This is a genomic window from Aestuariivivens insulae (assembly GCF_022662195.1).
Taxonomy (GTDB): domain Bacteria; phylum Bacteroidota; class Bacteroidia; order Flavobacteriales; family Flavobacteriaceae; genus Aestuariivivens; species Aestuariivivens insulae.
Map to the genome: position 1 here is coordinate 18,344 of NZ_JAKMCS010000001.1, position 20,131 is coordinate 38,474.

At 39.3% G+C, this 20,131-nt stretch carries 10 protein-coding genes; 7 read left to right on the forward strand and 3 right to left on the reverse strand.

The window, feature by feature from the left end; genetic code table 11:
• The first annotated feature begins 27 nt into the window (after positions 1-27).
• The 4 genes from MR062_RS00070 (at position 28) to MR062_RS00085 (ending at position 5,532) form a co-directional block, all read left to right on the forward strand.
• On the forward strand, positions 28-2,211 hold the full coding sequence (locus MR062_RS00070; RefSeq protein WP_242202009.1) for an MGH1-like glycoside hydrolase domain-containing protein: 2,184 nt from the start codon (positions 28-30) through the stop codon (positions 2,209-2,211).
• A gap of 40 nt (positions 2,212-2,251) precedes the next feature.
• Complete coding sequence (locus MR062_RS00075) at positions 2,252-3,289, forward strand: mannonate dehydratase (protein WP_242202010.1); 1,038 nt, start codon at positions 2,252-2,254, stop codon at positions 3,287-3,289.
• A 94-nt stretch (positions 3,290-3,383) separates the two neighbouring features.
• Positions 3,384-4,760: a sugar porter family MFS transporter gene (locus MR062_RS00080; RefSeq protein WP_242202011.1), complete on the forward strand. Its 1,377-nt coding sequence runs from the start codon at positions 3,384-3,386 to the stop codon at positions 4,758-4,760.
• Between the two features lies 1 nt (position 4,761).
• On the forward strand, positions 4,762-5,532 hold the full coding sequence (locus tag MR062_RS00085; RefSeq protein ID WP_242202012.1) for an SDR family NAD(P)-dependent oxidoreductase: 771 nt from the start codon (positions 4,762-4,764) through the stop codon (positions 5,530-5,532).
• Between the two features lie 507 nt (positions 5,533-6,039).
• Here MR062_RS00085 and MR062_RS00090 read toward each other — a convergent pair.
• The 3 genes from MR062_RS00090 to MR062_RS00100 all read right to left on the reverse strand — a co-directional run bounded on the left by MR062_RS00090 (position 6,040) and on the right by MR062_RS00100 (position 11,226).
• A complete protein-coding gene (locus MR062_RS00090; protein WP_242202013.1) occupies positions 6,040-6,534 on the reverse strand; it encodes a hypothetical protein in 495 nt (164 codons plus the stop codon).
• Between the two features lie 131 nt (positions 6,535-6,665).
• The gene (locus MR062_RS00095) at positions 6,666-10,127 is read right to left on the reverse strand and encodes a glycoside hydrolase family 38 N-terminal domain-containing protein (RefSeq protein WP_242202014.1); all 3,462 of its coding nucleotides are present in this window, start codon (positions 10,125-10,127) and stop codon (positions 6,666-6,668) included.
• A 211-nt stretch (positions 10,128-10,338) separates the two neighbouring features.
• Positions 10,339-11,226, reverse strand: a complete 888-nt coding sequence (locus tag MR062_RS00100; protein ID WP_242202015.1) for an AraC family transcriptional regulator — start codon at positions 11,224-11,226, stop codon at positions 10,339-10,341.
• A gap of 342 nt (positions 11,227-11,568) precedes the next feature.
• On the opposite strand from MR062_RS00100, the gene MR062_RS00105 reads away from it, so the two are divergent.
• The 3 genes from MR062_RS00105 (at position 11,569) to MR062_RS00115 (ending at position 20,080) form a co-directional block, all read left to right on the forward strand.
• Complete coding sequence (locus MR062_RS00105) at positions 11,569-14,742, forward strand: SusC/RagA family TonB-linked outer membrane protein (RefSeq protein ID WP_242202016.1); 3,174 nt, start codon at positions 11,569-11,571, stop codon at positions 14,740-14,742.
• A gap of 11 nt (positions 14,743-14,753) precedes the next feature.
• Complete coding sequence (locus tag MR062_RS00110) at positions 14,754-16,595, forward strand: RagB/SusD family nutrient uptake outer membrane protein (protein ID WP_242202017.1); 1,842 nt, start codon at positions 14,754-14,756, stop codon at positions 16,593-16,595.
• A 128-nt stretch (positions 16,596-16,723) separates the two neighbouring features.
• Positions 16,724-20,080 (forward strand): VCBS repeat-containing protein, encoded by a 3,357-nt coding sequence (locus MR062_RS00115; protein ID WP_242202018.1) that lies wholly within the window; start codon positions 16,724-16,726, stop codon positions 20,078-20,080.
• The last annotated feature ends 51 nt before the right edge of the window (positions 20,081-20,131 follow it).

Genomic DNA, 20,131 nt, shown 5'->3' on the forward strand with positions numbered 1-20,131 from the left:
AAATAAATATTAAAGACTCTTAATGATATGAAAAAACGCAAATTGTCAATATTAGCTTTAATTGCTTTGATTTGCGCAAATCAACAGGTATCAGCACAGACTATACCAACTCCTGCTGAGCCAGAATACTACGCAATGAACAGCCAGCAAATGGCCTTTGATGACTACCAAACCTTGCTCATCAACTATCGCGGTTTTGTAAGTCCAAGACAGTACAGCGTCACCCAGTTCACGAATGTCAACTTCTTGCCCATTCAATCCGAGTTCTACCATTTTAACCTAAACTTTCACGACAAGGCTACCGGACGTATAATCGAGGATGATGTTCCTATCAAGTGGAAATCATGGATAGATGATCGCGGTAGTTATGATCCCCTTGGTTCCAACTTCAGACCAAATTCTCCTTCCATCGTGGTTACACAAGACGAAAATTGGCAGCCCAATTCCAGTCACAGGAAAGGTACATTTCACAAAGAATACGACCAGAAATGGGTTAGTTTCTCGTTGGAAAGTTGGACAAATGTCTCTTACCATGACGATGAGGTATTTATTAAACTGATTCTGACCAACAGAAATTCCAAGGATTTGAACATGACCCTCGAGCCCAACCAGGTTGCCGAGCAAATAGTGGTCAGTGGCAAAGAGACTGCAATTGAAGTCAACAAAATCGACAATTTTACCCTTGGCAGCCAAGGGGCACGTGCCCGTGTGTCATCCACTATTGAAACCGTCAGCGATAAAGGGTTTGAAATAAACATAAAGCCCGGCGAATCTAAAACCTACTATTTCGCCATTAAATTTTACCAAACGGGCCAACCCGATCCCGCAATAATACAGCCTGACATTCCCCAACGTATGGCGGCCGCGGATAAAAAGACCCGTGAAATGCTGGCTTGGGCCTACGATAGGCTCCCACAGCTTACAAGTTCTAATAAGCAATTGGAAGAATATTACTACAGGTGTATGCTGTCGGTTTTAATGAGCCGATATGAAAACCCTAATTACATATCAGATGTGTTTTGGGCCGTAGGCACATGGCCTTTTACTATAAGTTGGGACACCTCCTATGCTTCCGATGTTATTGCCATGCTAGATCCCGAAAGTTTAAAAGGTGCCATCCTCACGGATTTTGAGCATGTAAAAATGAATAGAACCTATGTGGGTTGGAATGGTGCGCAATGGGACAATCTATATATTCAGGAACCTTTTGCACTTCAGTTAATGATAGAAGCTTATTTGAAGCACACAGGCGATTATTCCCTATTTGATGAAAAAGTTGCCGGCAATTCTGTATGGGAATGGATGCAACGCTGGGTAACCGAACTCCAAACCAATTATACCAACGAGCTTGGCCTAATCGATGTGGGCTATAATACCGAAAAGATTATTGAAATACGTACAGATGGATACAATCATGCCGTACCTATAACCAATACCTTGACAATTGACCTTTTGCACACCATGGCCGATTGGGCGCAAATGAGAAATGAAAAAAGCTTGGAGAAGACCTATGCTAAAGAGGCAGAAAAACTAACTTCCTTAGTCAACAAATATTTGTGGAACGAGAAAGAAGGTTGGTTTGACAACCTCTACCCCGATGGCACCAAAGGTACCATCTGGACGTTTCATCTTTTTGATCTCTTAGGTGCAGATTATTTGCCTTCCCATCAAGTAAATAAATTAGTGAGCCATCTTCAAGAAGGTATATTTTTAGGGAAATTTGGTGTGTATTCCATAGCTCCGAAAGACAAAGTCCATTGGGATATGATCGACTCTGATTGGGGCGGTGGTGGCCAATATTTAGGATTGCCCGGTAGAGCTTCAAAATACCTTTATCAACAAGGGTTTGCCGGAAAGGGCTGGGATGTCCTCAAAAGACACATAAGGTCTATTGATCATTTCCCTTATTTACCTCAAAACGCACGTACCGATAGGCCTGAACAAGATCGTTCTTCCATGCCCTTGGAGATTTCGGCAGGTGCCGGAATGGAAGCTATTATATTCGGAACCTTCGGTGTAAAAATGGAAGGCAATACTATAACGTTTCAACCTATCAATAATGAGGACATAGGTACAGCTCAAATGAAAAACATTATGTACCGAGGAAAAAACTACGGGGTCAAACTTGAAAAAAAGACTTTTTCGGTTTACGAGAATGACACCCTTATTGAAACTAAATTCTACGGGGAATCGGTAATCATAATTCAATAAACACTAGTACTTAACCTTTACAACAACAATACAAACAACTATGAAAAGACTACTAAAATCAGAAAAATGGGCCAATCTCCCAATGCGCCCTGGTTTTGGCTCATTTATGCACCCTACCGAAGAGAAACTTACCCTTATTAAGCAATTAGGCGTGGACGATATCATTTTAAACATGTACAGGAATAACCTTATTGACACCAACTTTGATTCCTTACCCCTACCCGGGGACTATCAATGGGAATATAAAGATATGCTCATGCTCCGCAATACAGTGGAAAATGCAGGTATAAGATTACTCGCGTTAGAAAATATGCCTTGGACCTTCTATGATAAAATCATGACAGGTCAACCAGGTAGGGAAGAACAATTGAAACACGTTCAGGAAACCATTTCAAACATGGGCAGTGCTGGGATTCCGGTTTTGGGTTATGCATGGACACCAACAGGCGTATGGCGATCATCCACTACATATAGAATTAGGGGTGGGGCTCAAGCCATGAGTGTGAACCTTAATGATTTTAAGAATGCTCCCCTTTCTCATGGCCGTGTTTTTTCAGAAGAAGAAATGTGGGATTATTATCAGTATTTTCTAGAAGGTGTATTGCCTGTTGCAGAAAAGGCCGGTGTCACCTTGGCACTACACCCAAACGATCCACCGGTACCAAGTTTGGCTGGAGTACCCCAGTTGTTCAGGAGTTTTGAGGCGTATAAAAAGGCTATGGAATTGGTAAAAAGTGATAATCACGGCCTGCAATACTGTTTAGGCAATTTTTCTGAAATGGGAGAGGATATTAACGCAGTAACAGAATATTTTGCAAAGCAGGACAAGTTAATATATGTACATTTTCAAACAGTTTCCAATTCTCTGGTCAATAACCATAAATTTAACGAGGTCTTCGTTGATATGCCAGGGTATTATGATCCTGTATCTGTGCTGAAGAAGTTCAAGGAAGTTGGTTTCAAAGGTATGATAATGCCCGGTCATGTACCTAAAATTATAGGTGACGGGTCTTGGGAAGAAAGAGGTAGGTCTTTCACTATTGGTTATATCAAGGGTATTATGGCGGCTCTGGATTAAGATTGAGAATAAGCCAAATTAGGTAAACGAAAACCATTTAGAGTATTAGATGATACTTCAAACAAGAATCAAGCTCAACAAATAAACCGTTAAAATGAAAAATAAAGTTACTTTTTTAGCCATGATCGCCGCCCTGGGGGGATTTTTGTTCGGGTATGATACGGCCATTATTTCAGGAACAATTGGTTTTGTGAAATCACAATTCGACCTCAATACGGTCATGGAAGGATGGTATGTAAGCTCCGCACTTGTGGGTACAATTCTTGGGGTCGTTGTGGCAGGTTTACTGAGTGATAGATATGGACGAAAAAATATGTTGTTGATGTCTGCCATATTATTTGCTTTGTCCGCCGTTGGTTGCGTAATTTCAGTTTCCTTCAAAGGTCTAGTCATTTATCGGCTTATCGGGGGTATTGGTGTAGGTGTGGCCTCCATGATATCTCCATTGTACATATCCGAGGTAGCTCCTGCCAAGAGTCGAGGTAGGTTAGTATCCTTATATCAGCTGGCCATAACATTGGGCATTTTGACCGCTTATTTTGTAAATGCCTATTTACTATCACTATCTACATCGGAATATTTGGAATCAAGAACCATGGCTATAAAAAAAATATTCATCGATGAAGTCTGGAGGGCTATGCTTGGAAGCGAGACCATACCAGCATTTATATTTCTATTGTTACTGTTCGGCATTCCGAAAAGTCCCAGATGGTTAGCGATGAAAGGTAGGCATGCAGAGGCAAAAAATATTATGGTTCGCTTTCTCACATCAATGGAAGCTGATCGTGAAATACGCAACATCGAAGAAATTTTGTCCAAAAAATCTAATGGTTTTAAGTCCCTCTCGTCCGGTCCTTTCTCACTTGCAATGATCATTGGAATATCATTGGCATTATTGAGCCAGGTTAGTGGAATCAATGCCATTATTTATTATGGGCCTAAGATTTTGGAAGAAGGTGGCTTTGAATTAAGCGAGGCTCTCGGAAGTCAAGTTCTCATTGGGTTTGTCAATGTAATATTCACTTTTTTGGCCCTATGGAAAATTGACGCTATGGGTCGAAAGCCCTTATTGATATATGGAATATTAGGCATGATGGTATCATTGATTTTCGTTGGTTCTTTGTTTTTCTTGCAGGTCAATAATAATTATTTGCTTATGATATTCATACTTACCTTTCTCGCTTGTTTTTCATTTTCCTTTGGACCGGTTCTATGGGTCCTATTGTCAGAAATCTACCCCCTAAAGGTACGTGGGGCAGCCATGTCCATAGCAACAATGGCCGTATGGGTAGGAGCGACCTTTGTTGGACAAATGACACCCTGGTTATTGGAGAACCTAAAACCCTATGGAACATTTTGGCTTTTTGCTGCCTTTTTGGTTCCTGCAATTTTTATTTCTGCGAAATTATTGCCAGAAACAAAGGGGAAAACTTTGGAGAATATCGAAAAATATTGGTTAAATAGAAATTGAAATGGATAGATTAAAAAATAAAGTGAGCATTGTTACAGGTGCTGCTGACGGAATTGGCCTTGCGATAAGCCAGTCATTTGCAAAAGAAGGAGCTATTGTGGTGATGGCGGACATCAATAATGAAAAATGTAGTAGGGAAGCAAAAAAAATCGTAAAAGAAGGGCATCAAGCGGTTGCTTTGGCTTGTGATGTTGGCAAGATGAACTCAGTAAATCAAACGGTGGATTATTGCTTAGATAAATATGGAAGGGTTGATGTGCTGGTGAACAACGCGGCAGTGTCCATTTCAGGTAATATTATGGAGATGTCGGAGGAGGATTGGGATTATTTGATGAACATTAATCTCAAGGGTGTCTTCAGATGTATCAAGGCCTGTTTGCCCTCCATGATTTCCAACAGAAATGGCAGTGTGATTAATATAGCATCCGGTCAAGCCCACAGGAGTTGGAATGACTGGACTGCCTATGCTACTGCAAAAGGAGGTATGATTTCAATGACGACCCAATTGGCAGGACAGTTTGGAGATATGAATATACGTTTTAACACGATATCTCCTGGTGCCATTTTAACACCTATGGCAGAGGAAAGAATAAAAACTGAAGGAGAGGATTACGTGAAGGGCTCTGAATTTCAAGCCTCAATGTTACGTTTTGGAGAACCAATTGAAGTAGCACTGACTGCTGTATTTTTGGCATCGGATGAGTCAAGTTTTATAACTGGTGATGACTTGAAAGTAGATGGAGGACTTACCTCTCTTCCACGATACATGTGATTACACAAAAAGTAGGTTGATAATTTACAAATAATTGAAGTAATGAATCAAAACTTTGTAACCTTAAGCGGCAGCCGGTGCGTAATTTAGGCCTAGGCGGGCATTATTTTGGATGTAGGTTTTCAGATAAGGATGTGAACCAATCATATTTTATATTCATAAAATAAATACATATTATTCTCATAATTTTTTATTTTATCTTGATTATAGGGATTTTAATATGGAAGACCGGAATAGGGACACCAACCTCTACTTAGGTAGTTTATTTAGATTCAGAGGGATTATAGAGAACGTAAAGGCGTCTAAAACTGTTTGGGGGTGATTTTTGCTCAGTTTTAAAACGGTATCCTGCTTAAAATATGTTGTTCCTTTTATATTTCTTCGTAATGATAAGAAGGGCAATTATTTCACGCAAAGCCTCGCAGTTGATGGATTGGAATAATTTAAGAAAAGGTGTAAAAGAGAGAACACATCAAGTAAGTATAATTTTGGCTAATTACACCATTGTTATTTTACCTTACTGGCAAGTGAGTCTTTACTTTTCCAAACAGATTTGATTAGTTTTTTCAATTCTTTCTGTTCTGGTCTACTAAGTTGGTAAAAATCAAAGTCTCCCAGATGTGTATTGGCATTTTCGGTAATTGAAATTTCAGCGTCTTCGGAAAGTGCTATATTGTGCCAACATCCTTTTGGGATATTATACAAAACCTTTGGTTCCATGTTTACAACTGTAAATTGCACTTTGTTTTGGTGGATTTCAGCTCCAATCAAAACTGCTTGGCCAGCCATTAATAAAAAAGTCTCATCGGTTTTGTGGTGAACATCGATTTTAGTGATGGCATCGGGTGAAAGTTCAGGCATGTAATTGAGTTGTGCTACCTGCCATCGTGGGCCAATTAAATAAGGTTCATATCCTTGACCTCGGTGTCTGTATTCTTCAATAGGCATAATATATTCTTGTTGTTTATTTTGCTTTGTCCCATGAGCCAACTCTATGGACATAAGGGCCTTTTGCAGAAGTTGAACTCACATTTTTTTGATATTGATAACTTGTGGCTGAACACTAAATGAAGACAAACCTGAAAAGCCTTACAACGGACTTTTCAGGTTTGCATTCTCTATTTCTTATAAGCTTACTCCCAAGTAATATGATAAAACTTGCTTTCAAGGCCTTCTAGTTCAATATTAGATACCTTTTTTAGTTTTTCACCAACAACATTGGCTTCATAATATTCCACTGATTTATTGGATAGAATCTTTGGTAAGAAGGAGCTTCTTTTTCCGGTCAATTCTCTTAAATGGATTAGTATTCCTCGTTCCTTTTCTAAGGGTCTTGCGTTGATTAGAAGCACATTGTCTGGTATATTCGAAAGTACTGACAAGGAATTTATCGCTTTCTTTTCTATTGGACTTCCAGGTATTACCCTGGATAAAAATGGAACACGACTACCCCAACCAAATTTCGCTGCTTCTTTATCACTGTTTTTATCCATACTTGTCAATTGATAAGTCCAGGTATACATGCCTCTCTGATCGGCATTGAAATTGGTAGTCCAGTAGTTGTTCATCGGCCAACTAAAAAGATTATTGCTTTGAGGTACTCCCTTATATTCGAAACGACCAGTATTGATTGCTCCAAATTGCATAATGGGTGCTTCAGGTGAGACCAGTACAATTTGTTCATCATTATTTTTTATTTGGATGAAGTTCTGCACCGTATTCCAATCGTTTGCCGATCCTGGAACCTGATCAACTCCAGCTTCCATGGCTCCCCCTGATATTTCAAAGTGAATTTTTCCTTTATCCAATTCAAAAGGGAATGAAATGTAGAAACTTTCAGGATCTGTAATCGGCTTTTTCTTTAGCTCATAAGCGAAGTCAATTCTTTTGGTCGTTTTAAAAAGTCGGATTTCAAATAGAAATGCATCATTATGGTCATACGCCGTCTCTGTTTTGCCTCTAAATTTTATGGTATTCCAAATCTCACCTTCCTTGATCTCTGAAAGCCAGACACTGTCAAGCGACTGTCTAGTATAATTGGTTAATGGGCCATAACTTTCTCCATTTATGGTTCTTTTACTGAAGAGTTGATCACGGTCTCCCAGCTTTTCAAGAATAAATTCACCGATGCTGTACTTTGAATCTTCATCAACAATGTTTTTGGCAATATCTTTATCATATATTTGATTTATTACTCCTTGTTTTTTGTTGATTTGTATAGAATACCACGGGTTATCCAATTGAAGAATATCTCCTTTATCCTCATAATTCATTCCATTGTCATGTGTGTGGTCTGCACCTATACCGTGGGAATGCGAATGTTCTTCCTGATAAACATCTAGCTCAAATTTTCTATATCCGAACGGAGGGATATCATCAACCCATGCCACCCAGTAGGTACCACCGTGCCATGGTTTAAGAACCTGAGCAGGGTAGACTTTCCCATTTTCATCTTTTAACCTTATTTTTTTTCCGGGAGGTACTTGTTGGTGATCAATAAAAATCTGCACTAACCCTTCTCGCTGCCAGTTTAGGGTGTTGAAGACAGCCAAGGATGGATTATTGGTTTTACCAATATATTCACTCAACAGCCCAATTGCTTCCTCACTTATCATACTTGCTCTTCGTGAGGCTTCCCACGCATAGGATTCTTTTATCTCTCTTTGTTCCATAGTTGCCTTGCTATAAGGTTGGCTTACACTTTCCTGTGCTCCAAAGGTGTGCTCACCGTAGAAGAGCAGGGCTTTATTGGCTTCAAAAATTCGTTGATCTAAACCCTGTGGCATTTTAGACCCTAATAGTTTGGCCATCGCAAGTCCACCCTGTCCTGAAATAAGGTCAACATGTGCATTTCTTGTGGCAGCAACCTCTCTGGCACCGGATGCAAAACCATCGGTCCACCAATCCGGCCAATGCGCTTGTACTTCTTGAAGTTGATCACCGTTCTTCAATTCAAATTCTTCAAAAAAATCACTTGCTACAGCCGTTTTGATTTTTGGCCAATCGTATTTTTCATTCCATTCTTTGATCAGGGCACTGGCTTTCATTGATGGAGGTGAATTGTCGGTCATGAAACCGGAATGCTGTATGGCAGTTATATCATAGGGATAACCTCTTTCCTCCAACTTTATTAAATAGTTCAGTAACCCCTTTTCAAACCCTTGAAAATCATCTGTATGTATACCAAAGGTATTTCCGTGCATGTAATGTTCTGCCCTGAAGGTTAACATCTTCTTTCCGGAAGGCGATACCCACCAAAAAGCCAATGGTGTATCAAAGGATATCAGTGCTTTGTGACCATGGGTTCCCATGGTCAAATATTTTATGTCCAATGAATTAAAATAATCGTTCATGCACCATGCAATGCCATTTACGTCATTTTGCATTGCAGACGTTATTTTAATTCCTTTATCAGAAATGTTTTTTATGGGTTCCAGAGAGGCGGCCAAAGATTGTTCGTCTGGAAGCTCATTAAAGTTGAAATACATCCCTGTGACTTCAATCCTACCTTCCTGAATTCTTTTTTTCAGCCTGTCAATTTGTTTCTGGGACCTACTGTTCAAAAATTCATCTACCGCCCATGATGCTTCGCATGTCCATCTAAATTTTGATGCTTCTGGAAAATCATCTGTGGCATCACAATAATCGAGTGCATAATCAATGTACCTGGGGTGTTCGGCCAAAATTTCCGTTTGGGACCTGGTGTAACCAATATCTGTATGTGAATGTTGGACAAAGTTTACTTTCCATTTTTTGACAGGTTTTAGCGTAACGGTTTGAGATAATTTCTTGGAATCTATATCCAAGGTCACCTTTATCCGTTTGTTTTTTTTGCTTACGGGAAGAGCAACTTCAACAGTTTGTATCCCAGGTTTAAGATCAAAAGTTTTTTTAGTGGTGCCGTCGATGCTCAATTTTGCTGTTACAGGTTTTCTTAGATAGGTGATTTCAACCGATACCAATTGATTTCTTTGATTGTTTTTCGACAATATTGCCGGTAGCGGAGTGACATCGATACCTTCCGTCAAATTACGCTTAAAAACCATAAACCACGTTGATGTATTTTGTCTAGTCCCGGTAATTCCTAGTTTCAAGGATGCTCCTTTTTCCAAATTTATGTTCGGGACGGAATAATAAAGGTATCCATAGCGATCTCCGTTTCCATCAGTGTATGATTTAATGAACTCCAAACTCTCACCTCCATTCAATGGAACCCGCCAATTATCTTTATCGGACTTCGGAAGCACTATCTGTCCTTTTTTATGGTCATTAACATAGAAATCAAAAGTGGTTCCAGGCCTTCCATTGCCATAACCTATGTAATGAACAAATGTGGTTGAGCCACTTGTTGTGTTTTTTGAGATCTCAACAGTTCTCCATTGGATTTCCTTGTCTCCGGTAGAGGCCCGTGTCAAAAGTGCTTTTTGGACTCCCTCGATTCCCGAGGGGTATTGTATTTCATCTCCTTTTATTTTTTCGAAATATCCAGAAAGAAATGCTTCTCCGTAAGACAAGTTTCTTTGGGCGTGAATATTGACTCCATTGCAAAGAGACAAAAACAAAATAATTGATGCGAGTGAACGAGTAAAATTCATAATTTAATATAGTTTATCTTTAAATGAACTGACAGATAATTCCCTTCACTTTTGGGATACATTAATAGATGAATCTGAAGATTGAGGAAATTAACATTACTAGCAGATAAAAGTAAAGCTTAAACAACCTCTATTGTTAACTGATATTGTCGATTTATTAATGGATATTAACTCTCTATAAAAGTGTTCTTAATCTAAGGGGTAACCTATTTCAAAGATTTGTTTTTGTTTCGACTTCATGGTGATTTTTAACGAATTTTGAAGGTGTTAGGCCATTATTGAGCTCCTTAAACTTTGAATTGAAATGTTGTACGCTTGGAAACCCAGATTTCAAAGCAACTACGTTAATTGAAGGATATTTACTCTCCAATAATAGTCTTTTGGCGTGATTGATACGGTACTCATTCAGAAATGTAACGAAAGACTTTCCTGTTTTTTGTTTAAAAAAACGGCAGAAAGAATGTTTGGTCAAGTAAGCAAGGTCAGCCATTTCCTGAAGGGTGATTTTAGAATCAATATTGTCCCTCACGTATTTAAAGATTTTATTCATGAGATCAAAGTCTTGACTGGTTATTTGCGGAACATAACCGGTGCTTGCCAATAATTTATAATCTTTGACTTCAGCGAGTTGGGCCATTAGGGTGAATACAGCAGCCCATTTGCGCAGTCCTGTTTTCTCATGTATTTCCTTAAATAAAGGTGTGATTGCTTTACTTGTATTACGGGAAAAAGAAATCCCTCGATCCGCATTTTTGAAAAGTTCGATAATGGGCTCCAAGCCATTTAAGCTCTTAAAAACACTGGAAAAAAAATCAGGTTGAATCTGAAGTACTAATGCCCTGCTTCTTGAGGTGTGGTCTTCGCCGGGCTTGCTGTTTTGCCATAGATGGGGTACGTTGGGTCCTAGAAGAATTAGGTCTCCTGCTTTGAACCTGGAGGTATTGTCTCCGACATATCGAATTCCGCTGCTCTCCAATATTAGTGTAAGTTCCATTTCTGGATGAAAATGCCATGGGTGGTCAAATTGGGGTAAGTCAAGATAAGAACAATAAAATTGACTCTGCTTTTCCGCTGCAATCTTAATATATGAGGCTTTCATATTATAGTTCTTGTGTAATCAAAATGACTTTCGATAGATAAAATTAAAGATAATTTCCAATTTAATAAAAAATAAAGAGTCTAATTGTTAATATTCATTCAAAAGAGGTTAAAAAAACAGAAAATGACAAGGTGTACATAATTTAACTTGCACCCAGAAACAATTACTTGCGGTGGTTGTGCTGGACAGTGCACTTATTATAGTTGTATAGTTTATAATGTCTCATTTTGACATCGCACAAAAGTCTTTTGAGTTGTAATTCATTCTTAATTAGGCTTTTACCTTCAGCAGTAATGGTTTTTTTTGACTAACAAACATTTAAATAACTAACAACTGAAAATTATGGGAACAACCTTTAATTATTTATTCAACAAAAAAGTACTTGATGGATTATTCTTGGTGCTTTTTGTTTTGACCAGTATCGGTGTTTTTGCAAATGGGGGCCATTCAATGGCAACTATGGGTTCCGATGCTGAAACGAGCGCCATCAATTCTTTTGAACTCAAAAACGTGGTCTTTCAGAATCAAATAAGTGGCACGGTTACGGACGCTGAGGGTGTTCCGCTACCTGGTGCATCTGTTGTTGAGAAAGGGACGACCAATGGTACCCAAACCGATTTTGATGGCAATTATGCCCTCAATGTTTCACAAGGTGCGACTCTGGTGATATCGTATATCGGTTTTGCGTCCGCGGAAGTGTTGGTTGGAAGCGCAACAACCATTGATGTTAAACTTGAAGAGGATATTGCATCTTTGGATGAGGTCGTTGTCATTGGTTACGGGACGCAGACCAGAGCTGAAGTTACCAATGCCATTACACAACTTGAAGGGCCTGTATTGAAGCAAACCCCTGCCATTTCAACCTCGAATGCTTTGCAGGGGCAAATCCCAGGTCTTTTTGTGCAGCAGTCAGGAGCTGCTCCTGGATTCGATGATTCAGAATTGAGAGTGCGCGGTTCGAGTACGTTCAATGGTAACGTACCGGTATTAATTGTAATTGATGGGGTAGCAAATAGGGATCCGGATGGTTTGAACAGAATTGATGGTGGTGATATAGAGAGTATTTCGGTCTTAAAGGATGCTTCTGCCGCTATTTATGGTGCACAGGCTGCTGGTGGTGTAATTTTGGTGACGACCAAACGTGGTAGGGTTGGGAAGGCCAAATTTAATTACAGTTTTGATCAAGGTTTCTCTAGGCCCATTGGTAAGCCAGGGGTTGCCAACGCATTGCAATTTATGAGAATAAACAATACTGCTGATGCATTGGATGGCAGGAATCCCTCTTTTCCACAGGAATTGATTGAGGACTTTCAAGATGGTACCAGGGAATCTACTGATTGGTGGAATGATATTGTTGGAGGTAGGACATTATTGCAAAGTAGGCATTCCCTTAATGTGACTGGTGGTTCCGAGAGGGTCAAGTATTTTGCTTCCTTTGGACATGCGCGGCAAGGTGCCTTGGCTGTCAATGACGATAAAACACAATTGAGGCAATTCAACCTTCGCTCAAATCTTGATGTAGATGTTTCTGATAATCTTAATTTGCAGTTTGATGTTCAAGCTAGGCGTAAATTTACCCAAAGGCCACAGGGGGATACGGGTGGAGTTGGAAGCCAATTGGCTGTAACAAGTCCTTTATTGCCGGCCTTTATCAACGGAGATCCCAGTACACCGGCATCTGGTTTTTCGGAATTTAATCCCGCTGCCCGGGTGACAAGCCCAGGTTACGGAAGGTTTACCAATGATGTTTTTAATGCCAAAATAAATTGGGACTGGAAATTACCTTGGCTTTTGGATGGAATGTCTGCAAAGGGTTTTGCCGCCTATGATCATTCCTATTGGATTGATAGAACATTTGATTTTACTTGGTTTTGGTATGAGTTTGATGAGAATGGTGAAGTAGCTAGAAGACAGTCTAGAACGATTGAACCTCCTGGTCTCATTCAAACATTTAGGCAGTCCAATCAGTTAACGTTGAATTTTCGGCTGGAATATGAAAAGCGATTTGGTAAAGATCATGATTTAAAAGCATTTGTGGCTTTTGAGCAAAATGAAGGCAAGGGAAATTTCTTTCGAGCTGGAAGACTTAATTTTGATTCAGCGGCAATAGATGAATTGTTTGCTGGTAGCCTTAATCAAGACGATTGGGTTACCGATGGATCGGCTTCTGAAACTTCTCGACAAAATTATTTTGGCAGGGTTTCTTATTCTGCTTTTTCCAAATATTTGTTCCAGTTTAATTTTAGATATGACGGTTCCAGTATATTCCCCAAGGGAAAACGATTTGGATTCTTCCCAGGGGCGTCCGCAGGATGGCGTCTTTCTGAAGAATCTTTCATTCCTGAGGTTTTTAGTGATTTAAAACTGAGGGCATCTTGGGGCATCTTGGGTAACGATAGGGTCGATCCGTTTCAATTTTTACAATCCTTTAGTTTCCCATCTGGTTTTGGTGATAATTCAGGCGGCTACGTAATTGGTGGTCAAGATGTGCAGACACTAGTTCCAGACGTTGCTCCAAACCGCAATATTACTTGGGAAAAAACAGAGAATTTTGATATTGGATTGGAAGGTTCCTTATTTAATGGAAAATTAGGCTTTGCTTTTGATTATTTCAAGCAAAACACTACCGATATTTTGGCGGCAAGAAATTCATCGATACCAAATGTTTTTGGTATCATACCTCCTAGTGAGAACATTGGGGAATTCGCTAATGAAGGCTTTGATGGGCAAGTGACTTACAGTATTAAAAACAATGATGATTTCTCTCTTAGCTTTACTGGAAATTTCACCTTTGCTAGAAATAAGGTGAAATTCTTTGATGAAGTTCCCCCTGCGGAAGGGTCGGAATTCCAAAAACTCGAAGGTAATCCGCTTAATTCAAGTCTATTGTATAAGGCAATCGGTATTTATAGAACTCAAGAAGATTTGGACAACAATGTAAATTATCCAGGGGCTGGACTCGGGAATTTAATTTTTGCTGATTTAAATGGTGACGGAACTATTAATGGAGATGATAGGTATAGGTTTGATACCAAGTTGTTTCCTGAAATCCAATACGGATTGAATATTGTAGCTCGCTTTAAAAACTTTGATATGAGTATGCTTTTACAAGGTGCGGGCAGGTTTAAAAAGCAAATCAATAATGAGTTTAACGCCAGTGGTGGCGGAAATAATTTGTCTTATTACGTTGATAGAACATATAGTCCAGATAATATAGATGCGGAGTTTCCAAGAATCTTCAGAACAGGTTTAGATGCTGGCGCAAGTAGTGACTTTTGGTGGAGAAATGCTGATTATCTAAGGTTGAAACAGGCATCCTTAGGGTACAGTATTCCTGACAGCGTATTAGATAAAATGAACACTTTTGATAGTTTTAGAATTTATTTAAGCGCCACTAACATTTTTACAATTTTCGACGCTTTGGGCGAATTTGATCGGGGTGATCCAGAGTTTACCAACAGATTTGATTTTCCACAATTGAGTACTATCAATTTAGGTTTTAACGTAGGATTCTAAAAAAAATAGACATGAAAAATATTATTAATAAAACAGAGAAGCTTATCATGCCTATTATGTTAGGTATAGTAGTATTATGTTTAAATTCTTGCTCGGAAGACGTTTTGGAATTGACCCCATTGGATCGAATAAGTGAAGATGCTGTTTTCACCGATGAAGTATTTTTGACGAATTATGTAAATGGAAACTATCGAGGAATACGGCAGCATTTTAACCCAGATGCAGGAGGGTATATAGGGTTGACAGATATAGGCACATTTCAAGATCAAACTTTGATTTATAATGCCTCTGCGATTCAATATCGAGAAGGGAACCTAACACCTGATTTGGCCGAAAATTTCACACAAATACAAAGTGAAGGCGGACATCTATGGTCTCATTCCTATAATTACCTAAGAAGAATAAATGTTTTCTTTGAAAAGACAGCTGAAGCCGATTTGGATACTGATCGATTAAGAGTGCTGACTGGTGAATCAGCCTTTCAAAGAGCTTATATCTATTTTGAACTACTGCGACATCATGGAGGTGTTCCTTTATTGACAAACTCAGTTGGTTTAGGTGAAGCGGATGACACTCCTGTAACCCGTGCCACTTATGATGAAGTTGCACAATTTATTTTGGATGAGCTGGATAGAAGTGCCGAATTATTGGCTGGGGAGGATATGGAGACTGGAAGAGCCAGCCAAGGAGCGGCTCTAGCATTGAAAGCAAGATTGTTATTATATATGGCAAGCCCATTGAACAATCCTTCCAATGATATTTCAAAATGGCAGGCTGCCGAAGCAGCTCATGAAGCGGTTTTTGCTCTTGGATATAGTTTGCATCCGAATCATGTAGAAGTACAGCGAGAACCTATAAAACAAGATGAGGTCATCTTCGGTCGTGAGTTCACTATACAAAATGGTACTGAATCAAGGGCTTTTGGATTAGCTTGGGGATACAATTATGATTTTTGGCCAGCAGGGTTTGATGCACAGCAGAAACAGGTCCCCACTCAAAAATTTGTGAATATGCACCAAATGACCAATGGAGAATATCCTTATTTGGATGAGAATTTCACATTAAATCCAGCTTCAGGATACAATACGCAAAATCCATTTGTGAATCGGGACCCAAGATTTTATTTGAACATATTATATCCTGATGCTCCAGTAAACCTCATAGATGGAGGAAGGTCTACAACAAGGACCTATGAGTATTGGGAGGATGCAAATCCGGATATACCCAATGAAAACCCAACAGCGGTAGATCCCATAAATGGTCAGGTCCTATTCGATTTTGGTCGTGATTCTAGGACATACTGGGTAGAGGGCCGTACTCCTTTTCACTGGAATATACAGACAGGGTATATTTTCAATAAACTATTGGATTTTACCGGTCCAAGAGCTGATTTTCAGCATGATTATAATAACGTTACCACTTTCATCAGATTGGCAGAGATGTATCTCAACTATGCAGAAATACAAATTGCCCTTGGAAATGAAGAGGAGGCCAGAGCTTATATAAATATGGTCAGGGCAAGACCATCTGTGGATATGCCGCCGGTAACGGCTAGCGGTGATGAGCTCGTTCAAGTGTATCGAAATGAAAGGGCAGTGGAACTGGCCTTGGAAGACCATAGATTTTGGGATTTGCTCCGATGGAAAGCAGGGCCTGGTAATATAGATCAGAATCCTGTAAATGGTTTGACATCGGTGACAAAGGATTGGTCAGATGGTGGTACCCTTACCTTTGAATATGGACCAGTGGTGGAGCAACGTACTCCTTGGCCAGGTGATTTTTACTATCTATTGCCAATTCCTAGGGATGAAATAAACAGGACTGGAATTGAACAAAATCCAGGATATGATTAGAATCTGAAGTTTGAGTTAGTTTAGTTTTTTTAATCCCAGATACCCACCTACATAGTACAAGTAGGTGGTTCTGTGGTTCTTAACAACTCATTAAATGTGACTTTACAATGTCTTAAATAGAAATTATTGTGGTTGATAGAATATTAAAGTGTATAGGTGTGCTTATTGGTTTCTTGTTATTGACCAATTGTGGGCGAACTGACAAGGAAAAGTTAATAACACAAAGATTATTTACTAAGGTTTTATCCAAACAATCTGGGATTGATTTTACCAACACGCTACAGGAAAACGATTCGGTTAATTACTTTGAATACATTCAAATCTATATGGGTGGAGGTGTCGCCATTGGTGATATTAATAATGACGGCCTGCAAGACATCTATTTCACCGGTAACATGGTTGAAAACAAGTTATACCTAAACAAGGGCAACTTTGAATTTGAGGATATTACTCTTAAAGCAGGTGTTGGTTCCGATGACCGTTGGGTAACCGGGGTGACCATGGGTGATGCCAATCAAGACGGATGGCTTGATATATATGTTAGCGTTTCAGGAAAATGGAAAACCACAAAAAACCTCCTTTACATTAACGATGCCAATAAAGAAGGTGTGCCAACTTTTACCGAAATGGCGGAAAAGTTCGGGGTTGCTGACGAGGGTAATAGTACACAGGCCGTTTTCTTTGATTATGACAGGGACGGGGACCAAGACCTTTATGTGCTTAATTATCCGATTAACACAGCGGGGCAGAACATGCAAAAATTTAAGTATTACCAACAAAACAATGTACCTTATAAAGATAGTGATAGACTATATAAAAATACAGGCAATGGTTTTGTCGATGTTACGGAAGAAGCAAATTTGTCTAAATACGGCCTTTCATTGGGAGTATCTGTTGGAGACTACAACCAAGATGGCTGGCAGGACCTTTATGTCTCCAATGATTTTGTTACTCCAGATTATTTTCTCATCAACAATCAAGACGGCACCTTTACCGACTATAATCTTGAGTTGACCAAACATACTGCCTATTTTGGGATGGGAACCGATGTTGCTGATTTCAATAACGATGGATATCTGGATTTGTTCCAGGCCGATATGCTTCCGGGCGATAACAGAAGGTCAAAGGCCAATATGGATAGTATGGACCCCGATAGGTTTCATCGCATTGTTGAGAACAATATGCATCATCAATATTCGGCCAATATGTTGCAATTGAACATGGGGTTAAATGAACAGGGACTTCCGTTATTTTCAGATATAGCACGCCTGTCGCAAGTTCATTCAACAGACTGGAGCTGGGGACCGCTTTTCGCCGATTTTGACTTTGATGGTAACAAAGACTTGGTGGTGACCAATGGAATACGCTATGAAATCAACAACAAAGATTTTTTTATCAATTTAGAGGATATTGATTTGGGTACGGCAGATAAGGTTGCCTTGAACGCCCAAATGCCTTCGGAAAAAATCCCCAATTTGATTTATAAGAATTCGGGAGACCTTACTTTTAATGAAGTGTCGGAAGCATGGGGCATTTACGAGAAAGGCTTTTCAAATGGGGTCGCCTATGCCGATCTCGATAATGATGGTGATTTGGACCTTGTTATCAGTAATCTAAATGATATAGCTAGTGTGTTCAAGAATCAAGCGGTTGAAAATGCTTTGGGCAATTATATCAAGTTTCGTTTTAAGGGCCCTGAAAACAATCCATTTGGTATTGGCGCCAAAGTTTGGGTAACCAATGATTCAATTACCCAGTACCAAGAACTTACAATGACAAGAGGGTTTCAATCTTCTGTTCCGGCAGAATTGATTTTTGGGTTAGGTAACAGTACTGGTATTAAAAGCATAAAAGTGGAATGGCCGGACGGAAACACCTACTTGCTTGAAAACGTTAAAGTAAACCAAACAAAGGTGTTGGATTATGAACTTGCTTCTGCAATTACAGAAACAGAAAAGGAACAAAAGAAAAATAAGGGACTTTTTGAAGATGTTACCCAAAAAGTTGGTCTCCATCACAAACACACCGAAAATGCATTTGATGATTATAGATATCAAGTACTGTTACCACATAATATTTCTGAATATGGACCTGCATTATCGGTAAGTGATATCAATAACGATGGACTTGATGACTTTTTTATAGGGGCTTCATACGGCGATGTTGGAAAACTTTATGTACAACAGTTGGACGGCACATTTATTTCACTGAAAAACATGCCTTGGGAGAATGCTAAATTTCAAGAGGATACTGCTGCACTATTTTTCGATGTCAATGGAGATGGACTTAAAGATTTGTACGTGGTTAGTGGTGGAAATGAGTATCCAAAGAATCATAAAGGCTATCAGGATAGGCTTTATCTTAATAGCGGCGAAGGAAGGTTCACAGATATTACTTCTGACACAATGCCAAAGATGACCGAAAGCGGCGGCTATGTAACTTCTGCAGATTATGATGGCGACGGTGATTTAGACTTGTTCGTTGCTGGAAGGGTAGTGCCCCGGGAATATCCCAAAGCTCCGAGAAGTACAATTTTAAGAAACGACAGCAAGAATGGAAAAATAAAATTCACCGATGTCACCAATATTATCGCACCAGTTTTGGATAGCTTGGGGATGGTTACCAAAGCAAAATGGATAGATATTGACAAAGACGATGCCTTAGATCTTCTGCTCATTGGTGAATGGATGCCGATTACTTTTTTAATGAACACTGATGGAAAATTTGTTGATAATAAACAAGAGGTTAATCTAGATAAGACTCAAGGATGGTGGTATGGTATGGTCAATGGTGACTTTGATGGAGACGGAGATATGGATTTTATTATGGGCAACCTGGGATACAATTACAAGTACAAAGCTAAAAAAGGTGAGCCATTTTCACTGTACGCATATGATTATGATGGCAATAATAAAGAAGACCTAGTTTTATCTTACTATAACAACGGGGTGCAGTACCCTGTAAGGGGCAGGGAGTGTTCTTCTCAGCAAATTCCAGCTATAAAAAAGAAATTCAAGGATTATAATTCGTTTGCCGAAGCCAATCTTATTGAAGTCTATTCAAAAGAACATATAGAAAAAGCAACTCAGTACCAAGTGGAGGATTTTGGTAGTGCCTATATGGAGAATTTGAGTGATGGCACTTTTAAACTCAAAAGATTGGGACTGCTGGCCCAGCTTTCCTCAATGAATGATTTTGAAACAGGTGATTTCAATGGTGATGGAATACTTGATGTTTTAGCAGCAGGGAATCTTTATGGTTCCGAAGTTGAAACACCAAGAAATGATGCCAGTTATGGTATCGTGCTATTGGGCAAAGGAAATGGAGATTTTGAGATACTCATGCCTTACGAGATTGGAATCCATATATCTGGGGAGGTTAAATCAATAAATGTCATTCACCTAGCGGATGGGAGCAAAGCTTTTTTATTGGCAAAAAATGATGATTACCTACAGTTGTTAAAGGTCAAGGGTAACAATTTATAACAGCATGCGGGAATAGTTATTGGAAACATCCTGTTGTTTTTAAACGGCATG

What these genes read in the sequence shown, in the direction of transcription:
- MR062_RS00090 (WP_242202013.1), bottom strand. Translation starts at nt 6,534, where the DNA reads ATGTCCATAGAGTTGGCTCATGGGACAAAGCAAAATAAACAACAAGAA.
- MR062_RS00100 (WP_242202015.1), bottom strand. Translation starts at nt 11,226, where the DNA reads ATGAAAGCCTCATATATTAAGATTGCAGCGGAAAAGCAGAGTCAATTT.
- MR062_RS00085 (WP_242202012.1), top strand. Translation starts at nt 4,762, where the DNA reads ATGGATAGATTAAAAAATAAAGTGAGCATTGTTACAGGTGCTGCTGAC.
- MR062_RS00095 (WP_242202014.1), bottom strand. Translation starts at nt 10,127, where the DNA reads ATGAATTTTACTCGTTCACTCGCATCAATTATTTTGTTTTTGTCTCTT.
- MR062_RS00075 (WP_242202010.1), top strand. Translation starts at nt 2,252, where the DNA reads ATGAAAAGACTACTAAAATCAGAAAAATGGGCCAATCTCCCAATGCGC.
- MR062_RS00080 (WP_242202011.1), top strand. Translation starts at nt 3,384, where the DNA reads ATGAAAAATAAAGTTACTTTTTTAGCCATGATCGCCGCCCTGGGGGGA.
- MR062_RS00110 (WP_242202017.1), top strand. Translation starts at nt 14,754, where the DNA reads ATGAAAAATATTATTAATAAAACAGAGAAGCTTATCATGCCTATTATG.
- MR062_RS00070 (WP_242202009.1), top strand. Translation starts at nt 28, where the DNA reads ATGAAAAAACGCAAATTGTCAATATTAGCTTTAATTGCTTTGATTTGC.
- MR062_RS00105 (WP_242202016.1), top strand. Translation starts at nt 11,569, where the DNA reads ATGGGAACAACCTTTAATTATTTATTCAACAAAAAAGTACTTGATGGA.